18 protein-coding genes are annotated in these 24521 nt (G+C 57.4%); 17 read left to right on the top strand and 1 reads right to left on the bottom strand.

Going from position 1 to position 24521, the window contains the following annotated elements; genetic code table 11:
• Nucleotides 1-25: 25 nt before the first annotated feature.
• The 5 genes from BW956_RS20030 to BW956_RS20010 all read left to right on the top strand — a co-directional run bounded on the left by BW956_RS20030 (nt 26) and on the right by BW956_RS20010 (nt 7016).
• A complete protein-coding gene (locus BW956_RS20030; protein WP_076465777.1) occupies nt 26-1504 on the top strand; it encodes a sigma-54 dependent transcriptional regulator in 1479 nt (492 codons plus the stop codon).
• Nucleotides 1501-2619: an ATP-binding protein gene (locus BW956_RS20025; RefSeq protein WP_076465775.1), complete on the top strand. Its 1119-nt coding sequence runs from the start codon at nt 1501-1503 to the stop codon at nt 2617-2619. The genes BW956_RS20030 and BW956_RS20025 overlap by 4 nt, the downstream gene beginning before the upstream one ends.
• Nucleotides 2616-3998, top strand: a complete 1383-nt coding sequence (locus BW956_RS20020; protein ID WP_076465773.1) for a sigma-54-dependent transcriptional regulator — start codon at nt 2616-2618, stop codon at nt 3996-3998. The genes BW956_RS20025 and BW956_RS20020 overlap by 4 nt, the downstream gene beginning before the upstream one ends.
• Nucleotides 3999-4182: 184 nt before the next feature.
• Nucleotides 4183-6141, top strand: a complete 1959-nt coding sequence (gene acs / locus BW956_RS20015) for an acetate--CoA ligase (protein ID WP_076465770.1) — start codon at nt 4183-4185, stop codon at nt 6139-6141.
• Nucleotides 6142-6353: 212 nt separating this feature from the next.
• The gene (locus tag BW956_RS20010; protein WP_010325305.1) at nt 6354-7016 is read left to right on the top strand and encodes a response regulator transcription factor; all 663 of its coding nucleotides are present in this window, start codon (nt 6354-6356) and stop codon (nt 7014-7016) included.
• Between the two features lie 476 nt (nt 7017-7492).
• Here BW956_RS20010 and BW956_RS20005 read toward each other — a convergent pair whose 3' ends face one another.
• The gene (locus BW956_RS20005; RefSeq protein ID WP_076465767.1) at nt 7493-11446 is read right to left on the bottom strand and encodes a hybrid sensor histidine kinase/response regulator; all 3954 of its coding nucleotides are present in this window, start codon (nt 11444-11446) and stop codon (nt 7493-7495) included.
• A gap of 309 nt (nt 11447-11755) precedes the next feature.
• Between BW956_RS20005 and BW956_RS20000 the strand changes: the two genes are divergently transcribed.
• The 12 genes from BW956_RS20000 to fliI all read left to right on the top strand — a co-directional run bounded on the left by BW956_RS20000 (nt 11756) and on the right by fliI (nt 24514).
• Nucleotides 11756-12016, top strand: coding sequence for a DUF4212 domain-containing protein (locus tag BW956_RS20000; RefSeq protein ID WP_010325307.1), 261 nt, complete (start codon nt 11756-11758; stop codon nt 12014-12016).
• A 3-nt stretch (nt 12017-12019) separates the two neighbouring features.
• Complete coding sequence (locus tag BW956_RS19995; protein WP_076465765.1) at nt 12020-13774, top strand: sodium:solute symporter family protein; 1755 nt, start codon at nt 12020-12022, stop codon at nt 13772-13774.
• A gap of 92 nt (nt 13775-13866) precedes the next feature.
• On the top strand, nt 13867-14373 hold the full coding sequence (locus tag BW956_RS19990) for a hypothetical protein (RefSeq protein ID WP_076465762.1): 507 nt from the start codon (nt 13867-13869) through the stop codon (nt 14371-14373).
• 132 nt (nt 14374-14505) lie between these two features.
• Nucleotides 14506-14766, top strand: a complete 261-nt coding sequence (locus BW956_RS19985; RefSeq protein ID WP_010325310.1) for a DUF4212 domain-containing protein — start codon at nt 14506-14508, stop codon at nt 14764-14766.
• 27 nt (nt 14767-14793) lie between these two features.
• Entirely contained in the window at nt 14794-16566 is a 1773-nt protein-coding gene (locus BW956_RS19980) for a sodium:solute symporter family protein (RefSeq protein WP_010325311.1), read from the top strand.
• Nucleotides 16567-16640: 74 nt separating this feature from the next.
• Nucleotides 16641-18473, top strand: coding sequence for a putative nucleotidyltransferase substrate binding domain-containing protein (locus tag BW956_RS19975; RefSeq protein ID WP_076465759.1), 1833 nt, complete (start codon nt 16641-16643; stop codon nt 18471-18473).
• A gap of 5 nt (nt 18474-18478) precedes the next feature.
• Nucleotides 18479-19108, top strand: a complete 630-nt coding sequence (locus tag BW956_RS19970; protein ID WP_010325313.1) for a 3'-5' exonuclease — start codon at nt 18479-18481, stop codon at nt 19106-19108.
• A gap of 184 nt (nt 19109-19292) precedes the next feature.
• Nucleotides 19293-19646: a flagellar hook-basal body complex protein FliE gene (gene fliE, locus BW956_RS19965; RefSeq protein ID WP_010325314.1), complete on the top strand. Its 354-nt coding sequence runs from the start codon at nt 19293-19295 to the stop codon at nt 19644-19646.
• 23 nt (nt 19647-19669) lie between these two features.
• Nucleotides 19670-21361, top strand: a complete 1692-nt coding sequence (gene fliF / locus BW956_RS19960) for a flagellar basal-body MS-ring/collar protein FliF (RefSeq protein WP_076465757.1) — start codon at nt 19670-19672, stop codon at nt 21359-21361.
• Nucleotides 21351-22355, top strand: a complete 1005-nt coding sequence (gene fliG / locus BW956_RS19955) for a flagellar motor switch protein FliG (protein WP_010325316.1) — start codon at nt 21351-21353, stop codon at nt 22353-22355. The genes fliF and fliG overlap by 11 nt, the downstream gene beginning before the upstream one ends.
• Nucleotides 22355-23104 (top strand): flagellar assembly protein FliH, encoded by a 750-nt coding sequence (locus BW956_RS19950; protein WP_076465754.1) that lies wholly within the window; start codon nt 22355-22357, stop codon nt 23102-23104. The genes fliG and BW956_RS19950 overlap by 1 nt, the downstream gene beginning before the upstream one ends.
• 12 nt (nt 23105-23116) lie before the next feature.
• Nucleotides 23117-24514, top strand: coding sequence for a flagellar protein export ATPase FliI (gene fliI / locus BW956_RS19945; protein WP_076465751.1), 1398 nt, complete (start codon nt 23117-23119; stop codon nt 24512-24514).
• The last annotated feature ends 7 nt before the right edge of the window (nt 24515-24521 follow it).

The raw sequence follows: 24521 nt of genomic DNA, 5'->3' as shown, positions 1-24521 counted from the left end.
ATCCTGACAAGTCTCGGATCCGATCATGCAAGGAAAGGGTAACCCCGCTGCGTTAGATATACTGATTCTGGATGACGACCCCCAGCGGCGCGACAGTCTTCAGGCTGTTTTCGAGTTGCTGGAGCGTGAGTGTCATGTTTTTGACTTTGTAACCTGGCTGCAGCAAGGCAAGGAGCTGTCGCTTGCCGATGTTGGCTTGGTGTTGATTGGTGAAAGCACGCTGCCAATCGCCCTTGGCAAGCTGATCTCGGACCTGGATCAATCCCGACGTATCCCCAAGTTACTTACCTGCGAATGGCCGGAGCTTGAACGGGCCGACTTTTCCCGTCATCTGATTCTGGGTGTGCTGGAGGCTCCCTATCGTTATCCACAGCTGATGGATTGGCTGCATCAGTGCACCGTTCTGAATGAACAGGCGCCAGAGCACTGGCAAGACCTGCCCGATATGCCCGGCTTTGTCGGCCAAAGCCGTTCGGTGTGGACCATTCGTCATCTCATTTCCCAGGTTGCGCCACGCGATATCAGTGTATTGGTGACAGGGGAGTCGGGCACGGGTAAGGAAGTGGTCGCGCGCTGCCTGCATGAGCACTCCGGCCGTGCCAATGGGCCCTTCGTGCCCGTAAACTGTGGTGCTATACCCTCCGAGTTGCTGGAAAGTGAACTCTTCGGCCATGAGAAAGGGGCCTTTACCGGCGCGATCTCCAGCCGGCCAGGTCGTTTCGAGCTGGCTAATGGCGGCACGCTGTTTCTCGATGAAATCGGCGATATGCCGCTGCCGATGCAGGTAAAAATCCTGCGTGTTCTGCAGGAGAAGCAGTTTGAGCGTGTAGGTGGCAGTAAAACGCTGAATGTGGATGTGCGTATCATCGCCGCCACCCATAAGAACCTGGAGTTGATGATTCAGGATGGTCAGTTCCGAGAAGACTTGTACTACCGCCTGAATGTCTTTCCCATTGAGATGCCGGCTCTGCGCGAACGGCTGGAAGACCTGCCGCTGCTTATCCATAACCTCTGCGAGCAGCTGGATGATCAGGATGCAGGTCGTTTGCAGTTTCATCCGGCCGCGCTGGAGTCACTCAAGCGCCATCCCTGGCCGGGCAATGTGCGGGAACTGGCCAACCTGGTTGAGCGGCTCAGCATCATCCACCCCGGCGGCGTAATCGGCGTCAGTGAGCTGCCGGCGAAATTCCGTCACCTGCCCGAGCCCAACCCGGAGCATTATCAACAGGCGCTGGAATTGGATGAAGCGAGCGTACCTGTGGATGAAACCGCGCCCCTCGAAACCGCTACTCACCCCGCTCAGCCTGTAGCCATATCAGAACAGGCAGGGCTACCGGCCGATGGGCTGGATTTGAAAGCCTGGCTGGAAAACCAGGAACAAACCTTGATTCAGCAGGCGCTTGCAGCAAGTAATCAGGTGGTCTCCCGTGCGGCAAGTTTACTGCAGATTCGCCGTACCACGCTGGTCGAAAAGATGCGCAAATACGGAATTGAACGTCAATGAGCTCACCGGATACACAGGCACGTATTGCCGAGTTGGAAGCCCGTGTCGCTGAGCTTGAGCACGAGAATGAGAGCCTTCAGCGAACCAATGAGAGTCTTCAGCGCAATAATGAAGGTATTGAGTTCAGCAAAGACCGCCTGCAACGCCTGATTGATCGCATGCCCGGCGGGGTGTTGGTTATTGGGCAAAATGGCCAGGTGACCGAGCATAACCCGGCAGCAGAAGCGCTGCTGGGGATAACGCTGGCGGGTAAGACCTGGCTCGAAGTGATCAACGCCTGCTTTGCGCCCCGGCCCGATGATGGCCATGAGGTGTCGCTGAAAAATGGCCGCCGTGTCAGCCTGTCGACCCAATCTCTGCAAGGCGAGCCGGGGCAATTGGTGTTCCTTACCGACCAGACTCATACGCGCACCTTGCAGGAGCAGCTGCACCATTACCAGCGCCTCTCCGAGATGGGCCGTATGATGGCCTCGTTGGCGCATCAGGTGCGTACGCCTCTATCGGCCGCGTTGCTCTATGCCAGCCATTTGATGGCGCCGCAATTGGACGATGACAAGCGCATCCGTTTTGCCGGCAAGGTGAAGTCACGCCTGACGCATCTGGAGCAGCAGGTTCGCGATATGCTGATCTTCGCCCGTGGCGAGACCAAGCTGGAGGACCGCGTCGATGGCCGTACCCTGATGGCGCGTCTTGAAGACCTGCTGGACCAGCCTTTGACTCAGTATGACGCCGACTGTGATTGCATTAACGAAGCCCCAGAGGCGCTAATCCAGTGTAACCTGGAGGCCCTGTTGGGCGCTGTGTTGAGCCTGGTCAGCAATGCGCTCCAGGCCTGTGGCGAGGGCGCCGAGCTGAAGCTACGCTTGAGTCAGTCGGCAGATCGACTGCAGATTGAGGTAGTCGACCAGGGGCCGGGGATGGATGCCGAAACACTCAAGCGCGCGCAAGAACCCTTTTACACCACCCGTTCCCATGGCACCGGCCTCGGGCTTGCCATCGCCCAGGTGATGGCCAAGGCGCACCATGGCGAATTTGAACTGAGCTCTACACCGGGGCAAGGCACCCGTGCCTGTTTCCGTTTACCCCTGCTGAAAACTGATGAAGGACACCCATGACCGCTACGGTATTGATCGTTGAAGATGATGTGGATCTGCGAGAAGCCATTGCCGACACTCTGGAGCTGGCCAATATCGGCTATCTGCAGGCGGGCAGTGGTGAAGAGGCGCTGGAGTGCCTGCAGAGCAATCGGGTCGATATGGTGGTCTCCGACGTCAATATGCCGGGCATGGACGGTCATGCACTGCTGGCTCAGGTGAAGCAACAGTATCCGGCTTTGCCCATGGCGCTGATCACGGCTTATGGTCAGGTCAGTAAGGCGGTGGAGGCGATCCGCAACGGCGCCGTCGATTATCTGATGAAGCCCTTTGAACCTGAACAGCTAGTGACGCTGATCCGCACCCATGCGGAGGGGCGGGTTGAAGCCGACAGTGAAGCGCCCATTGCGGAAGCACCGGGCAGTCGCCATCTGCTACAACTGGCCCAGCGTGTGGCGACGACCGATTCAACCGTACTGATCACCGGCGAGTCAGGTACGGGTAAGGAGGTGCTGGCGCGGTATATCCACCAGCACTCGCCGCGCAAATCCAAACCTTTTATCGCCATCAACTGCGCCGCCATTCCCGAGAGCATGCTGGAAGCGACCCTGTTCGGCCATGAAAAGGGCGCATTTACCGGTGCCATCGGCAGTCAGCCCGGCAAGTTTGAGCAGGCTAACGGCGGCACGCTGTTGCTGGACGAAATCAGCGAAATGGACTTGGGCCTGCAGGCGAAACTGCTTCGTGTGCTGCAGGAACAGGAAGTAGAGCGCATCGGCGGGCGTAAGGTGATTCCGCTGGATGTGCGTGTGCTGGCCACCAGTAACCGCAAGCTGGAAGCCTATGTATCTGAAGGCAAATTCCGTGAAGACCTCTATTACCGCCTCAATGTATTCCCGCTGCAGTGGCAGCCGCTGCGCGAGCGCCAGGAGGATATAGAGCCGCTGGCCCTGAAGTTGCTGCAACATCATTGCCGTAAGATGGGTCGCACGCTGGCGCGTCTTGAGCCTGCGGCCGTGGCGCAGTTGCGTGACTATGCCTGGCCCGGCAACGTGCGTGAACTGGATAACGTGATGCAGCGGGCGCTGATTCTGCAGGGTGGCGCGCTGATCCGTGCCGAAGACCTGCACCTGAGCGGCCAGGCGATCCCGCTGGGCGAGATGCAGACACAGACATCCGCAAGTATTGATGAGCCGGCAGAAACCGAGCCGGATGGTCTGCTGGGGAATGATCTCAAGCAGCATGAATACCAGCTGATTGTGGAAGCCTTGCGGGCAACCAATGGCAGTCGCAAGGATGCATCCGAGAAGCTGGGGATCAGCCCCAGGACACTAAGGTATAAGCTCGCCCGAATGCGTGAAGAGGGAATTGATCTGGAGTCGATGTTAGCAGGTAAGTGAATACTTGCTTACCTTGGAGTTTGAGACTTTTGTAGTGATCCGAGTAGACCAATGTCTAATTCAGGGGGACGGAGGCGCTTCGGTATAACCTCCCTAGGTAACTCGCATGCGCCGACAATAGCGACTATAACCAAGAGCGGCGTGACCAAGGTATAAAAACAAATCGCAAGTTAAGGGCATCACCATGAGTGAACAAAAAGTCTACCCGGTCGATCCGGCTTTCGCAGCCAAGGCGCACATCGACAACGATACTTACCTGGCCATGTACGAGCAGTCGGTGAATGATCCCGATGCGTTCTGGGGCGAACAGGGCAAGCGCCTGGACTGGTTCAAGCCGTACACCAAGGTTAAACACACCAGCTTCGATCCGCACAACGTCGACATCAAATGGTACGAAGATGGTGAGCTGAACGCTGCCTACAACTGTCTGGACCGTCACCTGGAAACCCGTGGTGACCAGATTGCCATCATCTGGGAAGGGGACAGCCCGGACGAAGACGAAAAAATCACCTACCGCGACCTGCATGAGCGTGTCTGCCGTTTTGCCAACGCACTCAAGGCCAAGGGCGTTGAGAAGGGTGATGTGGTTACCCTGTACATGCCGATGATCCCGGAAGCCGCTGTAGCCATGCTGGCCTGTGCTCGCGTCGGTGCCGTTCACTCTATCGTATTCGGTGGCTTCTCGCCGGACGCACTGGCCGCCCGTATCGAAGGCGCCAAGTCCAAGGTCGTGGTGACCTCCAACTACTCTCTGCGCGGTGGCAAGGCTGTGCCGCTGAAAGCCAACGTCGACAAGGCGCTGGATGATCACGCTGGCGCGGCTGAGCTGATCGATAATGTCTTCGTGGTCAAACGCGTTGATAAGGATGTGGCCTGGAACGACAGCCGTGACGTCTGGTACGAAGAAGCGGTTGCCGCTGCGTCTACCGATTGCCCGGCCGAGCCGATGAACGCTGAAGCTCCGCTGTTCATCCTCTACACATCCGGTTCTACCGGTGCCCCGAAAGGTCTGAAACACACCACCGGTGGTTACATGGTCTACGCGGCCATGACGCACCAGTACGTGTTCGACTATCAGGAAGGCGACATCTACTGGTGTACTGCCGACGTGGGTTGGGTTACTGGTCACAGCTACATCGTGTACGGTCCGCTGGCCAACGGTGCTACCACCGTCATGTTTGAAGGTGTGCCGAGCTACCCGGACAACAGCCGTTTCGGCCGTGTGATCGAGAAGCACAAGGTTAACCAGTTCTACACCGCACCGACTGCAATCCGTGCACTGATGCAGCAGGGCGAAGACGTACTGGGTGATTCCGATCTGTCCAGCCTGAAACTGCTTGGCTCCGTGGGCGAGCCGATCAACCCGGAAGCCTGGGAGTGGTACCACCGCGTTGTCGGTAAGGGTAACTGCCCGATCGTCGATACCTGGTGGCAGACCGAAACCGGCGGCATCATGATCGTGCCGCTGCCGGGCGCGACACCGGCCAAGCCGGGCTCTGCCAGCCGTCCGTTCTTCGGCGTACAGCCGGCACTGCTGGACAACGAAGGTAACGAACTGGAAGGCGCAACCGAAGGTAACCTGGTGATCAAGGACTCCTGGCCGGGCCAGAGCCGTTCCATCTGGGGCGACCATGAGCGCTTCACCCAGACCTACTTCTCCAGCTTCAAGGGTGTGTACACCACTGGTGATGGTGCCCGCCGTGACGAAGATGGCTACTACTGGATCACCGGTCGTGTGGATGACGTAATCAACGTATCCGGTCACCGTATGGGTACTGCCGAGGTTGAATCTGCACTGGTTGCACACAAGGCGGTCGCTGAGGCAGCAGTAGTGGGCTACCCGCATGATCTTAAAGGTCAGGGTATCTACGTGTACGTCACCCTGCAGAGCGGTTACGAGGAGTCTGATGAGCTGATGAAAGAGCTGCGCAACTGGGTACGTTCCGAAATCGGCCCGATCGCGTCTCCGGACCTGATCCAGTTCGCACCGGGCATGCCGAAAACTCGTTCTGGCAAAATCATGCGCCGTATCCTGCGCAAGATCGCTGAAGACGATTTCGGTGCCCTGGGAGATACCTCTACCCTGGCTGACCCGACCGTGGTTGACGACCTGATCGAAAACCGCATGAACCGCAAAGGCTAATTCCAACGCCTTACACTCTGGTTCACGAACGCCCGCGACCTCTGGCCGCGGGCGTTTTCACGTCTGTCCGCTGAAAACCCCTATAATCACTAACACCTGCTCCGGTTGCGGTTTTGTATAGCGAGAAGTGCTATTATGCTGTGCCGGAAAACGGTCTGCCTTGGCCTCAGGGTCGATGGCCCAGTTAAAAACAGCTCCTGGGAGAACGATGCATGCAACTGGCACACAAGATCATAATCGCTGATGACCACCCTCTGTTCCGTGCGGCGCTCCGTCAGGCCGTGACGCAGGCCGTGCCTGGTATCGACATCGTCGAAGCCGACAGCCTGGCAGCGGTGCAAGAAGCGGTCGAGAAGCATAACGATGCTGATCTGGTGCTGTTGGATATTCACATGCCCGGCACCCACGGCTTCTCCGGCCTGGTGTTCCTGCGTGGCCAGCACCCCGGCGTGCCGGTGGTGGTTGTCTCCGGGAGTGAAGAGCCGCATGTGATGAAGCGCGCCATCGACTATGGTGCCTCAGGCTTTATTCCCAAGTCCGCGCCGCTGGAAACCCTGTCCGAGGCCATTACTGCCGTACTGGAAGGCGAAGAGTGGCTGCCGCAGGAACTGACCGACAACATGGATGAGGTCAGCGAAGAAGACCAGCAGTTTGCCGCTGCTCTGGCATCCCTGACTCCCCAGCAGTTCCGCGTACTGACCATGCTGACCGAAGGTCTGCTCAACAAGCAGATCGCCTATGAACTCAGCGTGTCTGAAGCGACCATCAAAGCCCATGTGACTGCTATCCTGCGCAAATTGGGTGTTCACAGCCGTACCCAGGCCGTGATCGCTGCACAGCGCCTGGGTGTAGAACCGCCCAAGACAGAAGTCTGAAACAAAACAGCTCTTTATTTTCAGTGCTGTAGATCTTCTGTCAGTCAGTTAGCTGCAGACTGTGTTGTGGAATTGTGGAATTGTGGAATTGTGGAATTGTGGAATTGTGGGAACGCACCCTGTGCGCGAAGCATTCGGCCGCGGAGCGGCCTCCCACATGGCAGCCTCCCACACCAATATCCAAGCACCTGCCCGGGCTTTGATTGGGTTTGTGGGAGCGCACTCCGTGTGCGAACCTTAGGCTACAGAGCTGCCTTCCACATGTTAGCCATCAAATGTCTGCAAGCTTTGGCCAGCCTTGTGGGAGCACACTCTGTGCGCGAACTTCAGACTACAAAGTAGCCTCCCACAGCTAAACTTCCCACAGCATTATTGCACTACAGCAGTGCTCAACCTGCCTGAATCTAGGTAAATCTGTGGGAGTGCGCTCTGCGCACGAATACCTCGGCAACAGAGCGACTCTAAAGCCTTCCTGACTACTCCCGTCCCGCTTTCAGGTTCGCCATGATCTTGTTGATCATCGCTCTAAGTGCAGCGGGCTTGACCGGCTTCGTTAGCAGCTGTGCACCGGCAGCACTAATCTCGTCCCTGACTTCATCGGTACGGTCAGCCGTAATCACTATGGCCGGGCTGAAGTATTCGGCGCCCTCTGTCTGCCCCGGCAGGCTGGCCAGCTGTTGCAGCGCCATGATCCCGGTATCGGTCTCACCCAGATGGTAGTCGGCCAGGATGATATCCGGCGTCCAGCCAAGGCTTTCCAACTCCTCCAGAGCATCATCGGCAGACAGCGCAACCGCCACTTCACAGGACCAGCCCTTGAGCAGGGCACCCATGCCTTCCAGAATCTTCGGCTCGTTATCGATCACCAGCACACGTACGCCGTTGAGGCCTTTACTGCGAATCCAGCCACGCTTTTCGGGGCGCGACTTCTGTGCCAACGCCGGGTCACCCAGCGGCAGGGTGATGCTGAACACCGTGCCCTGCCCGGGCCAGGAGCGCACATGGAGCTGGTGTCCCAGCATGCGGGCGATACGGTCGGTGATGGCCAGGCCCAGGCCGAGGCCTTTCACCTGACTGTGTTTGGGGTTGTCGATGCGTTTGAATTCTTCGAATACCTCGCGCAGCTTGTTGTCGGGAATGCCGACACCGGTATCCCAGACTTCCAGACGCAGCTGGCGCCCCTCTCGGCGGGCACCCATAAGGACGCGTCCCTGGGCGGTATAGCGCATGGCGTTGGATAGGAAGTTTTGCATGATGCGGCGCAGCAGCGGCTGGTCGGAGTACACCACCTGTTTGCAGTCGACGGTATCAAATTTGAGGCCTTTCTCCCGTGCCAGTGCGCTGAACTCGGTGTTCAGAGTCTGGAACAGGCCTTCCAGCGAGAAGTGGGTCAGCGTCGGCTCAAGTGCGCCGGCATCCAGTTTGGATATATCCAGAATCGCGGTGATCAGCTCTTCGGCAGCCTTGAGTGAGCCGTCCAGGTTCTCCACCAGCTGGCTGGTTTCGTCGCTGTGGCTCTGCTGAGCCAGTGCCGAGGTAAATAGACGGGCCGCGTTCAAGGGCTGCAGCAGGTCGTGACTGGCTGCTGCGAGGAAGCGGGTCTTGCCGAAGTTGGCGGCCTCCGCATCCGACTTGGCCTGACGCAGCTCGTCCTCCATCAGGGCGCGGATGGTGTTCTCCTTGCGCAGCTCCTTGTTCACAACGGACAGGGCATGGGTGCGCTCGCGCACACGTTGCTCCAGGTTCTCGTTGGTCTCCTGCAGGGCCTGCTCGGCCTTACGGCGCTCGGTGATGTCCTGATACAGGGTAAAGTAGCCCAGCACATCGCCGTATTCGCCAATATGCGGGATATAGGTCACCTCGGCAAAACGAACGCTGCCATCATGAGTCGGCAGCCGGGTTTCAAAGCGCTGGCGCTCACCACGCAATACCTTGTCAATATATTGACGTCTGTGCAGGTATTCCTCTTCCGGCAGGGCTTCCAGCGCCGACATGCCGGCAATGTTGTGCCGGTCCAGGCCAAAGGCATCGGCATAGGCCTTGTTGATAAACAGGAAGCGTTTGTCCGGGTCCAGGTAGCCGATCAGCACCGGCACGTTATCGGTGTAGATGCGGATGTTCTGCTCACTCTCACGCAAGGCTTCTTCAATGCGCTTGTGCTCGGTGATATCCATGTAGGTGTTGACGTAGCCGCCGTTGGGCATGGGGTTGCCACGCACTTCCAGCACGGTGCCATCGGGTCGGAAGCGTTCGTAGGAGTGAGGATCGCCGGAGCTGATGGTGTCCAGGCGCATGCGCACCTGTTGCTCCACATCACCCAGGCCGTACTCGCCCTTGATGGCGTTATAGCGGAACACCTCCTCAATGGGGCGGCCGATGCAGATCAGTCCTTCAGGGTAGTTGAACATATCCACATAGCGCTGGTTCCAGGCCACCAGCCGCATCTGCTGGTCCACTACGCTGATGCCCAGGCTGATGTTCTCGATGGTGGATTGCAGCAGTGAACGGTTGAAGCGCAGTGCCTGAGACGCCTCGTCCACAATGGTGACCACGTCACCAATCTCCATCTCCTTGCCGCGCAGGGTGGAGTCCATCACGATGCGGGCGGAGGATGCACCGATGGCACCGGCCAGCAGGCGCTCGGTGTACTGAATCAGCTCGGGTGTGGCTTTTTCCGCCGCCATGGGTGGGCCTTCGCCACGTTGCTGGCCAAAGGTGCTGAACGCCTGTCGGGTGCGGCTCATGCCAAGGAAGCGCTCGCTCAGCATCTGCAGGTCACCGACGGTAACCTGCCCGAGGTGACGGGAGGGGTCGGTGATGCCCTTGGCGGTGATGTTGACGAAGGCGCTGGCCTGAATGCGGTCGACCAGGCGCGGTGTTGCCAGCCGCGAGACGATCACAAACAGCAGCAGGTTTACGCCCAGGCTCCAGACCACCCCGTGGGTAAGCGGGTCCATACCGTCAATACCCATCAGGCCGGTGGGGCTGAGCCAGCCTTCGTTGCCGGTCAGCTGTGGCAGCCATTCATAGGGGATCAGGCGGGCCGAGTTCAGTGTGGGCAGCACCAGAGTGTAGAGCCAAAGCAGGAAACCGGCCAGCAGACCCGCCAGCACCCCGTGACGGGTGCCGCCTTTCCAATAGATACCGCCCAGAATGGCGGGCAGGAACTGGATGGCTGCGACGAATGCCAGCAAGCCAAAGGAGGCCAGTGGCCCCTGTTCACCCAGAATGCGGTAGTAGAAATAGCCCATCAGCAGCAGGCAGATAATGGTGATGCGTCGTACCCGCAGCAGCAGGGCGCCCAGATCCTTCGACTGCGACAGGTGCAGCCAGGAGATACGGAACAGCAGGGGCATGATGATGTCGTTACACACCATGGTGGCCAGAGTGATACTGGCCACAATCACCATACTGGTCGCCGCCGACAAACCGCCGATAAAGGCCAGCGTCGCCAGGTGTTCGGAGCCTGTGGCCAGAGGCAGCATCAGGACATAGGTGTCGGCATCAACACCGGTGTTGCTGAAGTAGGTAATACCGCCGGTGGCGATGGGCAGTACAAACAGTGCCATCAGCAGCAGATACGTGGGAAACAGCCAGCGTGCGGTCAGCAGGTTACGCTGACGGGTATTTTCCACGATGCTGACGTGGAACTGGCGCGGCAGACAGATAGCGGCAGCGCAGGCCAGTACAATCTCGGTCAGAAAGCCGCTGCTAAGAGCGGTATCAAAGTTCTCGTTGTGGCGCAGCTGGGCGATAACCTGATTGGTGACTTCTTCGACCCCGTCAAACAGGCCAAAGACCACAAACAGACCCACGCCGACAAAAGCGGTAAGCTTGATCAGGGATTCAAAGGCCACGGCCAATACCAGCCCTTCATGATGCTCGGTGGCATCGATATGGCGGGTACCGAACAGGATGGCGAATACTGCCATTACCAGTGCCACAAACAGCGCCGTATCGCTGCCGTTACTCATGGCTTCGGTGGCGCCGGGCGCCAGGGCGTTATAGCTGATGGCGACGGCTTTCAGCTGCAGCGCGATGTAGGGAATGGTGCCCATAACGGCAATGATGGTGACCAGAACCGCCAGTCCCTGGCTCTTGCCGTAACGCGAGGAGATAAAGTCGGCAATGGTGGTGATGTTCTGCTGCTTGCTGACCAGAAAGACTTTTTCGATCACCCGGATCGCCAGCATGAATACGATGGCAGGCCCCAGATAGGTAGCCAGAAACTCCCAGCCGGTAGAGGCCGCACGGCCCACGGCGCCGTAGAAGGTCCAGCTGGAACAGTACACGGCCAGTGACAGTGAATAGACCACCGGGTTGCTGGCCCATTGCTTCCCGGCACTGCTTTTGTCGCCGAAATAGGCGATGGCAAACAGCAGGCCCAGGTAAGCCAGTGAGATCAGAATGATGGACCAGCCAGACAGCATAAGGAGGCTCTCATATCAGTGTTGGGACAGATATAGAGTGTACCGCTGAAAAGTCCGGCATCACAGTATACATCTTTAGTCGAAAGTGGCCGTTTAAAATCATGAACGGTACTTGACTATTGTATTACATGAGCTGGGTCATGTTTTTGACGCTATTATGTAACTTGTTGATTAATAGTGATTATTTGGTTTTATAAGAAAGTTGAACCTTTGAGTTCTACTAAAGTCGGGGCTTTTCTTGCTTCGGTTCTTTATGCAAGATCATCTCGTATCTTCCCGGCTCCAATAACAAGAAAACGGAGAAACACCATGGCAGATGATAAATCCAAAGCTGCTCTATACTGGTCGACGAACCTTCGTCTGATCCTGGGTAGCCTGGTCGTCTGGGCATTCGTGTCCTACGGCTGCGGCATCCTGTTCCGTCCTCTGTTGTCCGGCATCACTGTCGGCGGCACCGATCTGGGCTTCTGGTTCGCTCAGCAGGGCTCAATTCTGACCTTCATCGGTATCATCTTCTTCTACGCCTGGCGCATGAACAAGCTTGATGCAGAGATGGGACTGGAGGAGTAATCGATGGATCAGTTTTATATCAACCTTCTGTTCGTAGGCGCGTCCTTCGCTCTCTACTTCGGCATCGCAATCTGGGCCCGTGCGGGTTCCACCAAAGAGTTCTACGTAGCAGGCGGGGGTGTACACCCGGTTGCTAACGGTATGGCAACGGCTGCTGACTGGATGTCTGCAGCGTCCTTCATTTCCATGGCGGGCCTGATTGCCGCCGGTGGTTATGCCAACTCTACCTTCCTGATGGGCTGGACAGGTGGTTACGTGCTGCTGGCGATGCTGCTGGCACCTTACCTGCGTAAGTTCGGCAAGTTCACCGTACCTGACTTCATCGGCGATCGCTTCTACAGCAAGCCGGCGCGTCTGGTCGCTGTGGCCTGTCTGATCGTTGCGTCCACTACCTACGTTATCGGCCAGATGGCGGGTGCCGGTATCGCCTTCTCCCGCTTCCTGGAAGTGGACAAGGATACTGGTCTGGTTATCGCGTCCGTGGTTGTATTCTTCTACGCCGTACTCGGCGGTATGAAGGGCATCACCTACACTCAGGTGGCTCAGTACTGCGTACTGATCGTGGCCTACACTATCCCGGCTATCTTCATTTCCATGGAGCTGACCGGTAACCCGATTCCGGCGCTGGGCCTGTTCGGTGATCACACTGCATCCGGCATGCCGCTGCTGGCGAAACTGGACCAGGTAGTTCAGGAGCTGGGCTTTGCCGCTTACACCGCTGATGTGCCGAACAAGCTGAACATGGTGCTGTTCACCCTGACGCTGATGATCGGTACTGCTGGTCTGCCGCACGTTATCATCCGCTTCTTCACTGTACCGAAGGTAGCTGATGCGCGCTGGTCTGCCGGTTGGGCGCTGATCTTCATCGCGCTGCTGTACCTGACTGCTCCGGCGGTTGCGTCCATGGCTCGTATGAACCTGATCGACACTGTTTACCCGAACGGTACTGATGCTCCGTCAATCCAGATCGATGAGCGTCCGGAATGGATGAAAACTTGGGAAGAAACCAAGCTGATCACCATCGAAGACAAGAACAATGACGGTCGTATCCAGTTCTACAACGATAAAGCCGACATGTCCGACAAGGGCTGGGAAGGCAACGAGCTGACCTACAACCGCGACATCCTGGTACTGGCGAACCCCGAGATCGCACAGCTGCCGGGTTGGGTTATCGGTCTGATCGCAGCCGGTGGTCTGGCGGCGGCACTGTCCACTGCGGCAGGTCTGTTGCTGGCAATCTCCTCTGCGGTAAGTCATGACTTGATCAAGAACTCCATCAATCCGGATATCTCCGAGAAGGGCGAGCTCATGGCGGCACGTGCATCCATGACCGTAGCGATCGTAGTGGCAACCTACCTGGGTATGAACCCGCCAGGCTTTGCGGCCCAGGTGGTGGCACTGGCCTTCGGTATCGCGGCTGCTTCCATCTTCCCGGTACTGATGATGGGTATCTTCTCCAAGCGCGTGAACAACAAGGGCGCTATCGCAGGCATGCTGGCCGGTCTGATCACTACCCTGGTGTACATCTTCATGTACAAGGGCTGGTTCTTCATCCCGGGTACTGCCAACCTGCCGGACACCGTTGATAACTGGATCCTGGGTATCTCCCCGCTGTCCTTCGGTGCAATCGGTGCGATCATCAACTTCACAGTGGCCTTCGTTGTCTCCAATGCAACTGAAGAGCCGCCGGTTGAGATTCAGGAACTGGTGGAAAGCGTGCGTTACCCGAAAGGTGCTGGATCTGCCGTTGACCACTAAGTCATAATGACTCAACAGACAGCCTGACTGTCACAAGTTGAACCACCTCGGGCTTCCAACTGGAAGCCCGACTTTTTTCAGGAAGTAGAAGTATGGTCTGGAATCTGGTTGCCACTGTTTTTGCCGGCCTGGGCGCGGCGGGTATCGCTCTGATCCTGCGCTCTCTGACCCGAAAAAAACTGCCCAAATGGATCGTGCCGGCCGCCGCCGGTCTGGGAATGCTGGGGTATTCGATCTACAACGAATATACCTGGTTCGAGTTCAAGACCAGCCAACTGCCGGAAGGCTCAGTGGTTGTCTCATACGAAGCCAACAGCATGATCTGGCGTCCCTGGACTTTCCTGTTTCCGATGACCGATACCTTCACTGTGCTGGATCGCAACAGTGTGGCGCACCAGGTCACGGACGATGGCACTCTGGCGCAGCTGGTGCTGTACCGCTTTGAGCGCAGCTATACCGATCATGTTGAACACAGTGTTCATCTGCTCAACTGTGAAAAGGGCGAGATGGTCGAGCTGAATGAGCAAAAGGCTATGGTGGCCGGCAGTTTGCGTGAAGTCGTGCAGGCAGCTCCGCTGTATCAGATGGTGTGTCGCTAAGTATTTACAATCCTTGGTAAACACCTGTTTTTACACGTAATGCTCCGACTAAAGTCGGGGCATATTTACCCTGTCCTGTTTGTTAGATTCAAAGGTGAACCTCACCTTAAATAAAAACAACAGGATGGTGTTATGTCTTCCCAACCGGACAGCGCGCGCGCTTACTGGCGCGAAAACCTGCGTATCATCTTCACCTATATGGTGATCTGGTTTGCGGTCTCCTACGGCTGCGGCATTCTATTCGTGGATGCGCTTGACCAGATTCAATTCTTCGGCTTCCCGCTTGGCTTCTGGTTCGCCCAGCAGGGCGCAATTTATGTCTTTATCGGTTTGATCTGGGCCTATGTGTTCAGCATGAACCGCCTCGACGAAAAATACGACGTCCACGAATAACAATCACCAAGTCAAGGAAGCTGAGTGATGAGTCTCGATTTGCTGACCTACATGTTTATAGGTGGCTCTTTTGCCCTCTATATCGGCATTGCGATCTGGGCCCGTGCCGGGTCTACAACTGAATTCTATGTTGCCGGGGGCGGTGTGCCGCCCGTTGCCAACGGCATGGCGACTGCTGCGGACTGGATGTCTGCGGCCTCTTTTATCTCCCTGGCGGGGATTGTCTCTTTCATTGGTCGCGATGGGGCCGCCTATCTGATGGGCTGGACCGGCGGCTACGTATTACTGGCGATGTTGCTGGCACCTTACCTGCGCAAGTTCGGCAAGTTTACCGTGCCCGACTTCGTGGGCGACCGCTACTACTCCAAAACGGCGCGCTATATCGCCGTTATCTGCACCATCGTTATCTCCTTTACCTATGTCGCCGGGCAGATGCGCGGTGTCGGCATCGTGTTCTCGCGCTATCTGCACGTTGATATCAATACCGGGGTTATCGTCGGGATGGTGATCGTATTTTTCTATGCTGTTTTGGGCGGCATGAAAGGCATTACCTACACTCAGGTGGCGCAGTACTGTGTGCTGATCATGGCCTTTATGGTGCCGGCTTTCTTCTTGTCCATGCAAGTGACCGGTCACTTCCTGCCTCAGATCGGCCTGGGTGCAACACTGGAAGATGGGCGTTCGGTTCTAGTGACCCTGAATGAACTCTCGTCAGAGCTTGGGTTTGACCAGTACACCCAGGGCAACAAGACCACCATCGATATGTTCTTCATGACCGCTGCACTGATGTGCGGTACGGCGGGCCTGCCTCACGTTATCGTGCGCTTCTTCACCGTGCCGCGCGTAAAGGATGCACGTATCTCCGCTGGCTGGGCGCTGATCTTCATCGCTATTCTTTACACCACTGTGCCGGCAGTAGCGGGCTTTGGTCGCGTGAACCTGATCGAAACCATCAATGGTCCTGACAATGCCGGTGTTGAGTACACCCAGATGCCCAGCTGGTTCAAAAACTGGGAGTCCTCGGGCCTGATTGCCTGGGCCGACAAGAACGGCGATGGCAAGGTGCAATACCAGGCAGGCGCCGCGTTTGACGGTGGTAAACCGGCCTTTATCGATTCGCGTGGTGATTACGGCGAGCGTTTGACCGAAAACGCCTCCAGCAGCGCCAATGAGGTGTATGTTGATCGTGACATCATGGTGTTGGCGAACCCGGAAATTGCCAACCTGCCGGATTGGGTGATTGCGCTGGTGGCGGCGGGTGCCGTGGCCGCAGCCCTGTCGACTGCAGCGGGCCTGTTGCTGGTGATTTCGACCTCGATCTCGCATGACTTGATGAAGAAAAGTATCAACCCGAATATCACCGACAAGCAGGAGCTGACGTACGCTCGCCTGGCGGCTATTGTGGCCATCATCATTGCCGGCTACTTCGGGATCAATCCGCCCGGGTTTGTGGCGCAGGTGGTCGCACTGGCCTTTGGCTTGGCGGCTTCCTCGGTATTTCCTGCCATCGTGCTGGGTATCTTCAGCACCCGCATGAACACTCAGGGTGCCGTCAGCGGCATGCTGGTGGGGCTGGGGTCCACCATGGCCTATATTATTTACTTCAAGTTCATGGGCGGCACGCCTGATCAGTGGCTGTTTGGTATTTCGCCGGAAGGCTTCGGTACTGTCGGCATGCTTTTGAACTTTGTGGTGGCGATGCTGGTGGCGTCCATGACGCCGGAGCCGCCGGAGGAAATCCAGTCCATCATCGAGGACATTCGTATTCCCCGGGGTGCTGCCCAGGCGCACGCACACTGAGCCTGATACGGATCAGCCGGGGGCGTGATGCCCCCGGTACTCTCTGATGCAATAACCGGGTGAGGAGACGACGGATGCCAGATGCATTTAACATGGACAACATCCCCTTCAGCCTGCTGAATGAGGACGAACAGGCGCTGCTGGGTAAGAATCTGGATATCGGATACTTCCAGCAGGGCGAAGCGATCATTACGGCAGGTGAAAAGCCCGAAGGGCTGTTTATCATCCTCAAGGGCCGGGTTAGCGAAAGCGAGGCGGCTGATAAGGGTGAAGAAGGTGGTGGCCAGCACATTTTTGTTCACTACGAGAATGAAGATTACTTTGGTGGCTGGTCAGCGGTGCGCGGCACGGCCATTCACAACTTTGTGGCGGACGAAGAAACCATCTGCCATATCCTGCCCACGCGGACTCTGCTGGACCTGATCGCCAGCAACGCCCAGTTTGCCGATTACTTCCAGCAGAACCTGGCCGTAAAAAGCGAGATTGTCGCGCAACACGGCGGCAACCAGGACATGGCCGAGTTCATGCTGGCTCGCATCACGGATGCCACTGTGCGTGAGCCGCTGGTGGTGGAGCAGGGAACCAGCATCAAGCAGGCGACCGAGCTGATGCGTCAGCACAAGTCCGACTGTCTGCTGGCACGCCGAGGCGGCCGTTACGGCATGGTGACCGGCACCGACCTGCTGGATGCGGTGGTGATCAATGAGAAACCGCTGGATACCGATATCATCGATGTGGCCAGCTTCCGCTTGATCACCATCGATCACGAAGATTACCTGTTCAATGCACTGGTCATGATGACCCAGCAGCAGATTGAAAGGGTCGTGGTAATGGATGGCCAGTCCATGGTCGGGGTTGTTGAGCTGACCGATGTACTGAGTTATTTCTCCAGCCATTCCCACGTGATCGGTTTGCGTATCGAGCGCGCCGGTACCATCGAGCAGTTGCGCGAAGCGGCTCAGGGCCTGAACGAGCTGATCAAGGCGCTGATTTCCGCCGGAGTGAAGATCCGCTTCACCATGGATCTGCTGGCGGCCATGAACGGCCGTATTATTTCCAAGCTGTTCGATCTGATTATTCCGGCAGACATGCAGCCTCATGTGTGTTTGATCGTGATGGGGTCGGAGGGGCGTGGTGAGCAGATCATGAAAACCGACCAGGATAACGCCCTGATCTACCGCGAAAACCTGGTCTGGCCCGGCATGCAGGAGACCCTGAACCGGTTCAGCGAGAACCTGATTTCGTTCGGTTTTCCACCCTGCCCGGGCAATATCATGGTATCCAACCCGGAGTGGGTGAACTCCGTGGGGGACTGGACCCAGCACCTGAGTGACTGGGCCGACACCTGTGAAGGTAACGCCCAGATGAACCTGGCCATTGCCGTGGATGCAAAGCCTGTAGCGGGCAACGAAGCCCTGTTCAAGGTGGCGCGCAACTGGTTCCTGCGCCACCTGCGCAACAATGATGTGTTCTTCTCCCACTTTGCCCGTGCTGCCGTGGAGTTTGATACGCCGCTGACCTTTTTCGGCAACCTCAAGGACAAGGGACAGCTGGATATCAAGAAGGGCGGCATCTTCCCGATTGTGCATGGCGTGCGCACCCTGGCACTGGAGCACCGTATTCTCAAGACCAATACTTTTCAGCGCATTGAAACTCTGGTGGAGCAGAAGGTCATGCAGGCCGAACATGGCAGTGATCTGTCCGAGGCGCTGGCCCTGTTTATCCAGCTGCGCCTGCGTCAGCAGATCCGTCGGGCGGAGGAGCAGGAAGATGGCCTGGACCCCACGCCCAACCAGATTGACCTGCAGCAGTTAAACAAGCTCGAACGTGACCTGCTGCGCGACGCTCTTCATGTGGTGAAGGGATTCAAGAAGCACCTGGCAACACGCTACCACCTCGGAGGCTGATACAGATGATCATTCCGCGCTCGATACGGCGCTATAAGGAACGCAAGGAGCATCGGGAAGGGCCCTGGGCGGAGCTGTTCGAACCTTACAAGGGTGACGAGGTCGTATCCCTGGATTGTGAAACCACCAGTCTGGATGTGAAAAAGGCCGAGATCCTGTCGATCGGTGCAGTACGGATTAAGGGCCGCAAGGTCATTACCAGTGACCGCCTGGATATAAAACTCAAGCCGCCGGCGAGTCTAAGCGGCGATTCCATCAAGATTCACAAGCTCAGGGCGCAGGATCTGGTTGATGGTATCGAGCTTGAAGATGCGTTGAAACAGGTACTGGAGTTTGTTGGCAACCGACCCATTCTGGGCTATTACGTCAACTTTGATGTACGTGTGCTGGACAAGTTTCTGCGTCCCCAGTTGGGGTTCGGTTTGCCCAACAAGGCGGTTGAGCTGTCCCACGTCTACCACGACATCATCAAGTGGAAGCATGTCGGTGGCGACGTGGACCTGCGCTTCGATACCATTGCCGGCAAATTGGATATCCCCATCCTCGAACGACATACTGCGTTGGGTGATGCGATCACGGTTGCCTTGATGTATGTCCGTCTGAAGTACGGTGAAACACCGAAAAATATCTACTGAGCGGCAAATCCTGTATATTGAATTGAGAGAACGGGCCGTATGGCCCGTTTTTTGCTTGCATCACAGGGCAGGAGCCTTTTTCCGACATATCGTCAATCTATTGTCGGTTTGTGTACTATCCGGCTTGATGAGGTTAGGCCAGGCTCTATAATGTCAAAATATTGCCGCACAGGAGAGGTATAGCATGATTGAACGTGCTGATATCAACAGCCTGCTGTCGCAGATGCGGACGATTCGGCAGGAGATGCAGCAGGGCGTGGCGCCCGTGCAGGCACCGGAGCTGAATCAGGTGTCCGGGATCAGCAAGGCCGACAGCAGCGGCTTTGCCGATCTGCTCAAAAGCGCTGTGGACAAGGTTAACGAACATCAGTCTGAAGCATCCCGTCTGCGCACGGCCTACGAGAAGGGTGACCCCTCGGTAGACCTGCCTCAGGTGATGATTCAGGCGCAGAAAGCCTCAGTTTCGTTTCAGGCAATGACCCAGGTGCGCAACCGTCTGGTCACAGCTTATGAAGATGTTATGAAGATGCCGATCTAACACTCGGCAGCGGTCAGGATTGAATGGATAACACGGCAGCACAATTAAGCGGCAAGGGCAGTCTGATGACCGGCTTCAATAGCCTGGGCATCCTGCGGCAGCTCGGTCTTATGATCGGTTTGGCTGCCAGTATTGCCATCGGTTTTGCCGTGGTGCTCTGGTCGCAAAAGCCTGACTATCGGGTGTTGTTCTCCAATCTCAACTTTGCCGATGCCAATGAAGTCATCGAGCAACTCAAGCTGTACAGCGTTCCCTACAAGTTTGATACCGACGGCCGCGCCATTCTGGTACCGGAAGAGCATGTGCACCAGGCGCGCCTGAAACTGGCCTCCGAGGGTTTTACCGCTGACAAGACCGTTGGCTTTGAACTGCTGGAGCAGGAACAGGGTCTGGGCACCAGTCAGTTCATGGAGAATGCGCGCTTCCGGCGTGGCCTGGAAGGTGAGCTGGCACGTACTATCAGCAGTCTTTTGGCGGTTCGGTCCGCTCGCGTGCACCTGGCCTTGCCCAAGGAGTCGGTGTTTGTGCGCGACCAGCGCAAACCCCGCGCCTCTGTCTTTATCGAAATGTTTTCCGGCCGTACTCTGGCCCGTGATCAGGTTGCGGCCATTGCCAATCTGGTCGCGTCCAGCATTCCTGAATTGGCGGTGGATGATGTCACCGTTGTGGATCAGAAGGGGCGTCTGCTTAATACTCGCGATCAGGATGAAGATGTGGTGCTGGCGGCCAAGCAGCTGGAGTACACCCGTCAGGTCGAGCAGACCCTGGTTAACCGCATCAACAGCATTCTGCAGCCGGTGGTCGGGCTGGGTAACTTCCGTGCAGAAGTATCCACCGATATTGATTTCACCCAGGTAGAGCAGGCCGATGAAATCTATAACCCGGACCTGCCGGCCCTGCGCAGTGAGAAAACGCTGGAAGAAAAGCGTGCCGCGGGTGAGCTGGCCCGAGGTGTGCCTGGTGCGCTGACCAACCAGCCGCCAGGCCCGAATGAAGTTCCCGAGCAGATCGAGCCCGGCACGGTTGGCGCTGCCAATGCTGCCGGCGCCACAGGTACCGGCTCCAGCCGTGAGCAGGCGGTGCGCAACTACGAGCTGGACCGCACTCTCAGTTATACCCGTCACCAAACTGGCGTGATCAAACGTCTTAGCGTCGCTGTCGTGGTGGATGATTTGACGACGACCAACCCTGAAAGCGGCGAAGCTCAGCGCATGACCTGGTCGGAAAACGAGCTGCAGCGGCTGCAAACCCTTGTACGCAATGCCGTGGGTTACTCGGCGGTGCGGGGCGACAGCGTGACCGTGATCAACTCGCCGTTTGTACCGGACGAGCCGATTAGCATGGAAGATCCTGCCATCTGGGAGCAGGACTGGTTCTGGGATCTGCTTAAACAGGTGATGGCCGCGCTGTTTGTCCTGATTCTGGTATTCTTTGTATTGCGCCCCATCCTGCGCAGTCTGGCCGATGCCGGTAAAACCAAGGATGTAGTCTCACTGGGGCCGGCGGGTGAAATCTCGGCAGACCTGGAAGGCCTGGAAGGTGCTGATGTATCCGAGGACAAGGTTACTTTGGGTACCGGCGGCGATCGCGGCATTTTGCCAACGCCCAATGAGAGTTTTGATTATCAGCTTAATGCCATCCGCAGTATGGTTGCGGAAGATCCGGAAAAAGTGGCCCAGGCCGTTCGTCAGTGGGTAATCGATAATGAGCAGTGATGCTGAACTGAACGACATCCAGAAAGCAGCGATTCTGTTGATCAGCCTGGGTGAGTCTGATGCCGCTGAAATCCTCAAGCACCTGGGGCCGAAGGAAGTACAGAAGATCGGCGAGGCCATGACCCAGCTCGACAATGTGCCCCAGTCCCGTGTTGAAGCGGTAGTGGCTGACTTCATGAACGTGGTCAGTGACCAGACCGGCATTGGTATCAACAATGACCGCTATATCCGCGCCATGCTCAATCAGGCGCTGGGTGAAGAGAAAGCCAAAACACTGATCGACCGTATTCTCTTCAGTACCAACACCTCGGGTCTGGACACGTTGCGCTGGATGGACCCGCGCCAGGTGGCGGAGATGCTGCGATATGAGCACCCGCAGATTCAGGCGGTCGTGATTGCCTACCTTGACCCGGATCAGGCCTCGGTTGTACTGACCTACTTCGATGAAAAGTCCCGTCTTGATATCCTCATGCGTATTGCCGCGCTGGATCGTATCCAGCCGCAGGCGCTGCAGGAGCTCAATGACATGTTTGAATCCCAGTTCACCGGCAGCAAGGCCAGCCAGTCGCGTACCCTCGGCGGCGTGCGCTCTGCCGCCAATATCATGAACTTCCTCGACTCCAACCTGGAGGCGGAACTCATGGATGGTATTCGCGACAACGACGAAGGCCTGGCAACCGAAATCTCCGATCTCATGTTCGTATTCGACAACCTGATTGATGTGGACGACCGTGGCATTCAGGTGATCCTGCGCGAAATCTCCACCGACAACCTGGTGCTGGCACTTAAGGGTGCAGATAATGCGCTGCAGGAGAAGGTGTTCAAGAACATGTCCAAGCGTGCCGCGGAACTGTTGCGTGACGACCTTGAAGCCAAGGGGCCGGTACGCGTGTCTGAAGTGGAAGAGGCACAGAAAGAGATTCTTACCGTGGCACGCCGTCTGGCCGATGATGGCGAGATTATGCTGGGTGGCTCCGGTGAAGAGATGATCTGATGAAAAAGGATCAGCCCATACGTATCCGTGCCAGTGACGCGGATGCCGTAAAGCCCTGGTTGCCCCCTGATGTGGGCGGTGAAGCCCCGGTGGTACAGGCACTGGCCCGCAAGCCGCCATCCCCCCTCGAAGATGTCGATGTCTCCGTCGTTGAAGAAGAGATTTTTGCCGAAAAGCTGACGCTTACGCAGTGGGAAGAGATCTGTGAAGAAGCCCGCCGTGAAGGTCAGGCAGAAGGGCATGCCGAGGGCATGGCCCAGGGGCGTGAGCAAGGCTACCAGGAGGGGCTGCAACAGGGACTGGAAGCGGGACAGGCGCAGATAAATGAACGCCTGCAGCGCCTGGATGGACTCATCGAGTTGTTACAGAAGCCGCTGGAACACGAGCGGGAGGCGCTGGAAGAGGCGCTGGTGAATCTGGTGATCGAGCTTGCCCAGGCCACCGTGAAGGCAGAGCTTAGTCAAAATATTGACGTGCTTGCGCGCAGTGTCCATGACGCTCTGGAACAGCTGCCCGAGGGTGAAGGCAGTCTCAGCCTGCGTATTGCGCCGGACCAGGTGGCACCGCTGGAACCGCTGTTGGGTGATTTGGCACTTAAGCTCAAACCTGACCCCGAGCTGGAGCCGGGTAGCTGTGTGCTGGAAAGTGGCAACTGCCGCGTCGACTATCAGGTGGAGCAGCGTTTCGCTCAGGTAGCGGAACAGCTGCGAGCCCGGTTGATCAAAACGCCCGATTCTTCTTCCCAATAACGAGGCTGTCTCATGCCGGATCTGGCTCACCGTCTCAACCGCTACCGTCATATCGATTACGAATCGCCGCGCCCGGAAGTGGAAGGGCGGGTTACCCGTTTGATCGGCCTTACCCTGGAAGCCGTAGGGCTCAAAGTGGCGCTGGGAGATTACTGCCTGGTGTCGTTGCAGGACGAGGGTGAGGTGGAAGCGGAAGTGGTCGGCTTTGCCGGTGATCGCATCTATCTGATGCCTCTGGACAGCGTAGATGGCCTTGCCCCCGGTGCGGCCGTGCGCCCGCGAGTCGGTGCCAGCCTGGTGCCGGTCGGGTTCGGTCTGCTGGGGCGTGTCATCGATGGCATAGGGCGGCCGCTGGATGGTAAAGGGCCGCTGGCGCCCGATGATCTGGTGACGCTGTCCGGCGAAACCATCAACCCGCTGCACCGTCACCCGATAGAACAAACTCTCGACGTGGGTGTGCGCGCCATTAACGGCTTGCTGACGGTGGGCCGGGGGCAGCGTTTGGGGCTGTTTGCAGGTAGTGGTGTCGGTAAGTCGGTCTTACTGGGGATGATGACGCGCTTTACCGAAGCGGAGATCACTGTCGTGGGCTTGATTGGCGAGCGTGGCCGCGAGGTGCGTGAATTTATCGATCACAGCCTGGGGGCTGAGGGCATGGCGCGCTCGGTCGTGGTGGCCTCACCGGCCGATGATTCCCCTTTGATGCGCCTTCGCGCGGCGCAGCTGACCACGCGAATTGCCGAATACTTTCGTGCCCAGGGTAAAAATGTACTGCTGCTGATGGATTCGCTGACACGCTATGCCCAGGCGCAGCGTGAAATCGCGCTTGCCGTGGGAGAGCCGCCGGCCACCAAGGGCTATCCGCCATCGGTGTTTGCCAAGCTGCCCAAGCTGGTGGAACGTGCCGGTAACGGCGAGACGGGTGGTGGCTCCATTACCGCCTTTTATACGGTGCTCACGGAAGGGGATGACCAGCAGGACCCAGTGGCCGACTCGGCGCGTGCTATTCTGGATGGGCATGTGGTGTTGGCTCGCTCCCTGGCAGAACAGGGGCATTATCCGGCCATTGATATCGAAGCCTCGATCAGCCGTGCCATGCCGCAGATTGTGGATGATTCCCAGCTGAGTCTGGCACTGCAGTTCAAACGCCTGTACTCACGATACAGTCAGAATGCCGACTTGATCTCGGTGGGGGCCTATGCCCGTGGCAGCGACCCTGAAACCGACCGTGCCATTGATATGATGCCGACCATCAAGGCTTATTTGCAGCAGAGCATGAATGAACCCATGCCCCTGCAACGGTCCATGCAGGCGCTGGCCATGGTGATGAGTACACCGCCGCAGCAGGGCAATGCCCAGGCTGGTGCGCAGCCAAAAGCAGGGCAGCCGGGCATTCGGCGGGTACCCTGATACAGGA

The organism is Marinobacterium stanieri (genome assembly GCF_900155945.1).
GTDB classification, from domain to species: Bacteria; Pseudomonadota; Gammaproteobacteria; order Pseudomonadales; family Balneatricaceae; genus Marinobacterium; species Marinobacterium stanieri.
The sequence above is the reverse complement of the archived record's forward strand: the minus strand, read 5'-3'. Positions and strand labels throughout refer to the sequence as shown.

Bases quoted from the DNA above. Each gene is read 5' to 3' on its own strand.
- BW956_RS19995 (WP_076465765.1), top strand. From the start codon at position 12,020: ATGGATCAGTTTTATATCAACCTTCTGTTCGTAGGCGCGTCCTTCGCT.
- BW956_RS19990 (WP_076465762.1), top strand. From the start codon at position 13,867: ATGGTCTGGAATCTGGTTGCCACTGTTTTTGCCGGCCTGGGCGCGGCG.
- BW956_RS20000 (WP_010325307.1), top strand. From the start codon at position 11,756: ATGGCAGATGATAAATCCAAAGCTGCTCTATACTGGTCGACGAACCTT.
- fliF (WP_076465757.1), top strand. From the start codon at position 19,670: ATGGATAACACGGCAGCACAATTAAGCGGCAAGGGCAGTCTGATGACC.
- BW956_RS19950 (WP_076465754.1), top strand. From the start codon at position 22,355: ATGAAAAAGGATCAGCCCATACGTATCCGTGCCAGTGACGCGGATGCC.
- BW956_RS20025 (WP_076465775.1), top strand. From the start codon at position 1,501: ATGAGCTCACCGGATACACAGGCACGTATTGCCGAGTTGGAAGCCCGT.
- BW956_RS19975 (WP_076465759.1), top strand. From the start codon at position 16,641: ATGCCAGATGCATTTAACATGGACAACATCCCCTTCAGCCTGCTGAAT.
- BW956_RS19970 (WP_010325313.1), top strand. From the start codon at position 18,479: ATGATCATTCCGCGCTCGATACGGCGCTATAAGGAACGCAAGGAGCAT.
- fliI (WP_076465751.1), top strand. From the start codon at position 23,117: ATGCCGGATCTGGCTCACCGTCTCAACCGCTACCGTCATATCGATTAC.
- fliG (WP_010325316.1), top strand. From the start codon at position 21,351: ATGAGCAGTGATGCTGAACTGAACGACATCCAGAAAGCAGCGATTCTG.
- BW956_RS20020 (WP_076465773.1), top strand. From the start codon at position 2,616: ATGACCGCTACGGTATTGATCGTTGAAGATGATGTGGATCTGCGAGAA.
- BW956_RS19980 (WP_010325311.1), top strand. From the start codon at position 14,794: ATGAGTCTCGATTTGCTGACCTACATGTTTATAGGTGGCTCTTTTGCC.
- BW956_RS20010 (WP_010325305.1), top strand. From the start codon at position 6,354: ATGCAACTGGCACACAAGATCATAATCGCTGATGACCACCCTCTGTTC.
- BW956_RS19985 (WP_010325310.1), top strand. From the start codon at position 14,506: ATGTCTTCCCAACCGGACAGCGCGCGCGCTTACTGGCGCGAAAACCTG.
- acs (WP_076465770.1), top strand. From the start codon at position 4,183: ATGAGTGAACAAAAAGTCTACCCGGTCGATCCGGCTTTCGCAGCCAAG.
- BW956_RS20030 (WP_076465777.1), top strand. From the start codon at position 26: ATGCAAGGAAAGGGTAACCCCGCTGCGTTAGATATACTGATTCTGGAT.
- BW956_RS20005 (WP_076465767.1), bottom strand. From the start codon at position 11,446: ATGCTGTCTGGCTGGTCCATCATTCTGATCTCACTGGCTTACCTGGGC.
- fliE (WP_010325314.1), top strand. From the start codon at position 19,293: ATGATTGAACGTGCTGATATCAACAGCCTGCTGTCGCAGATGCGGACG.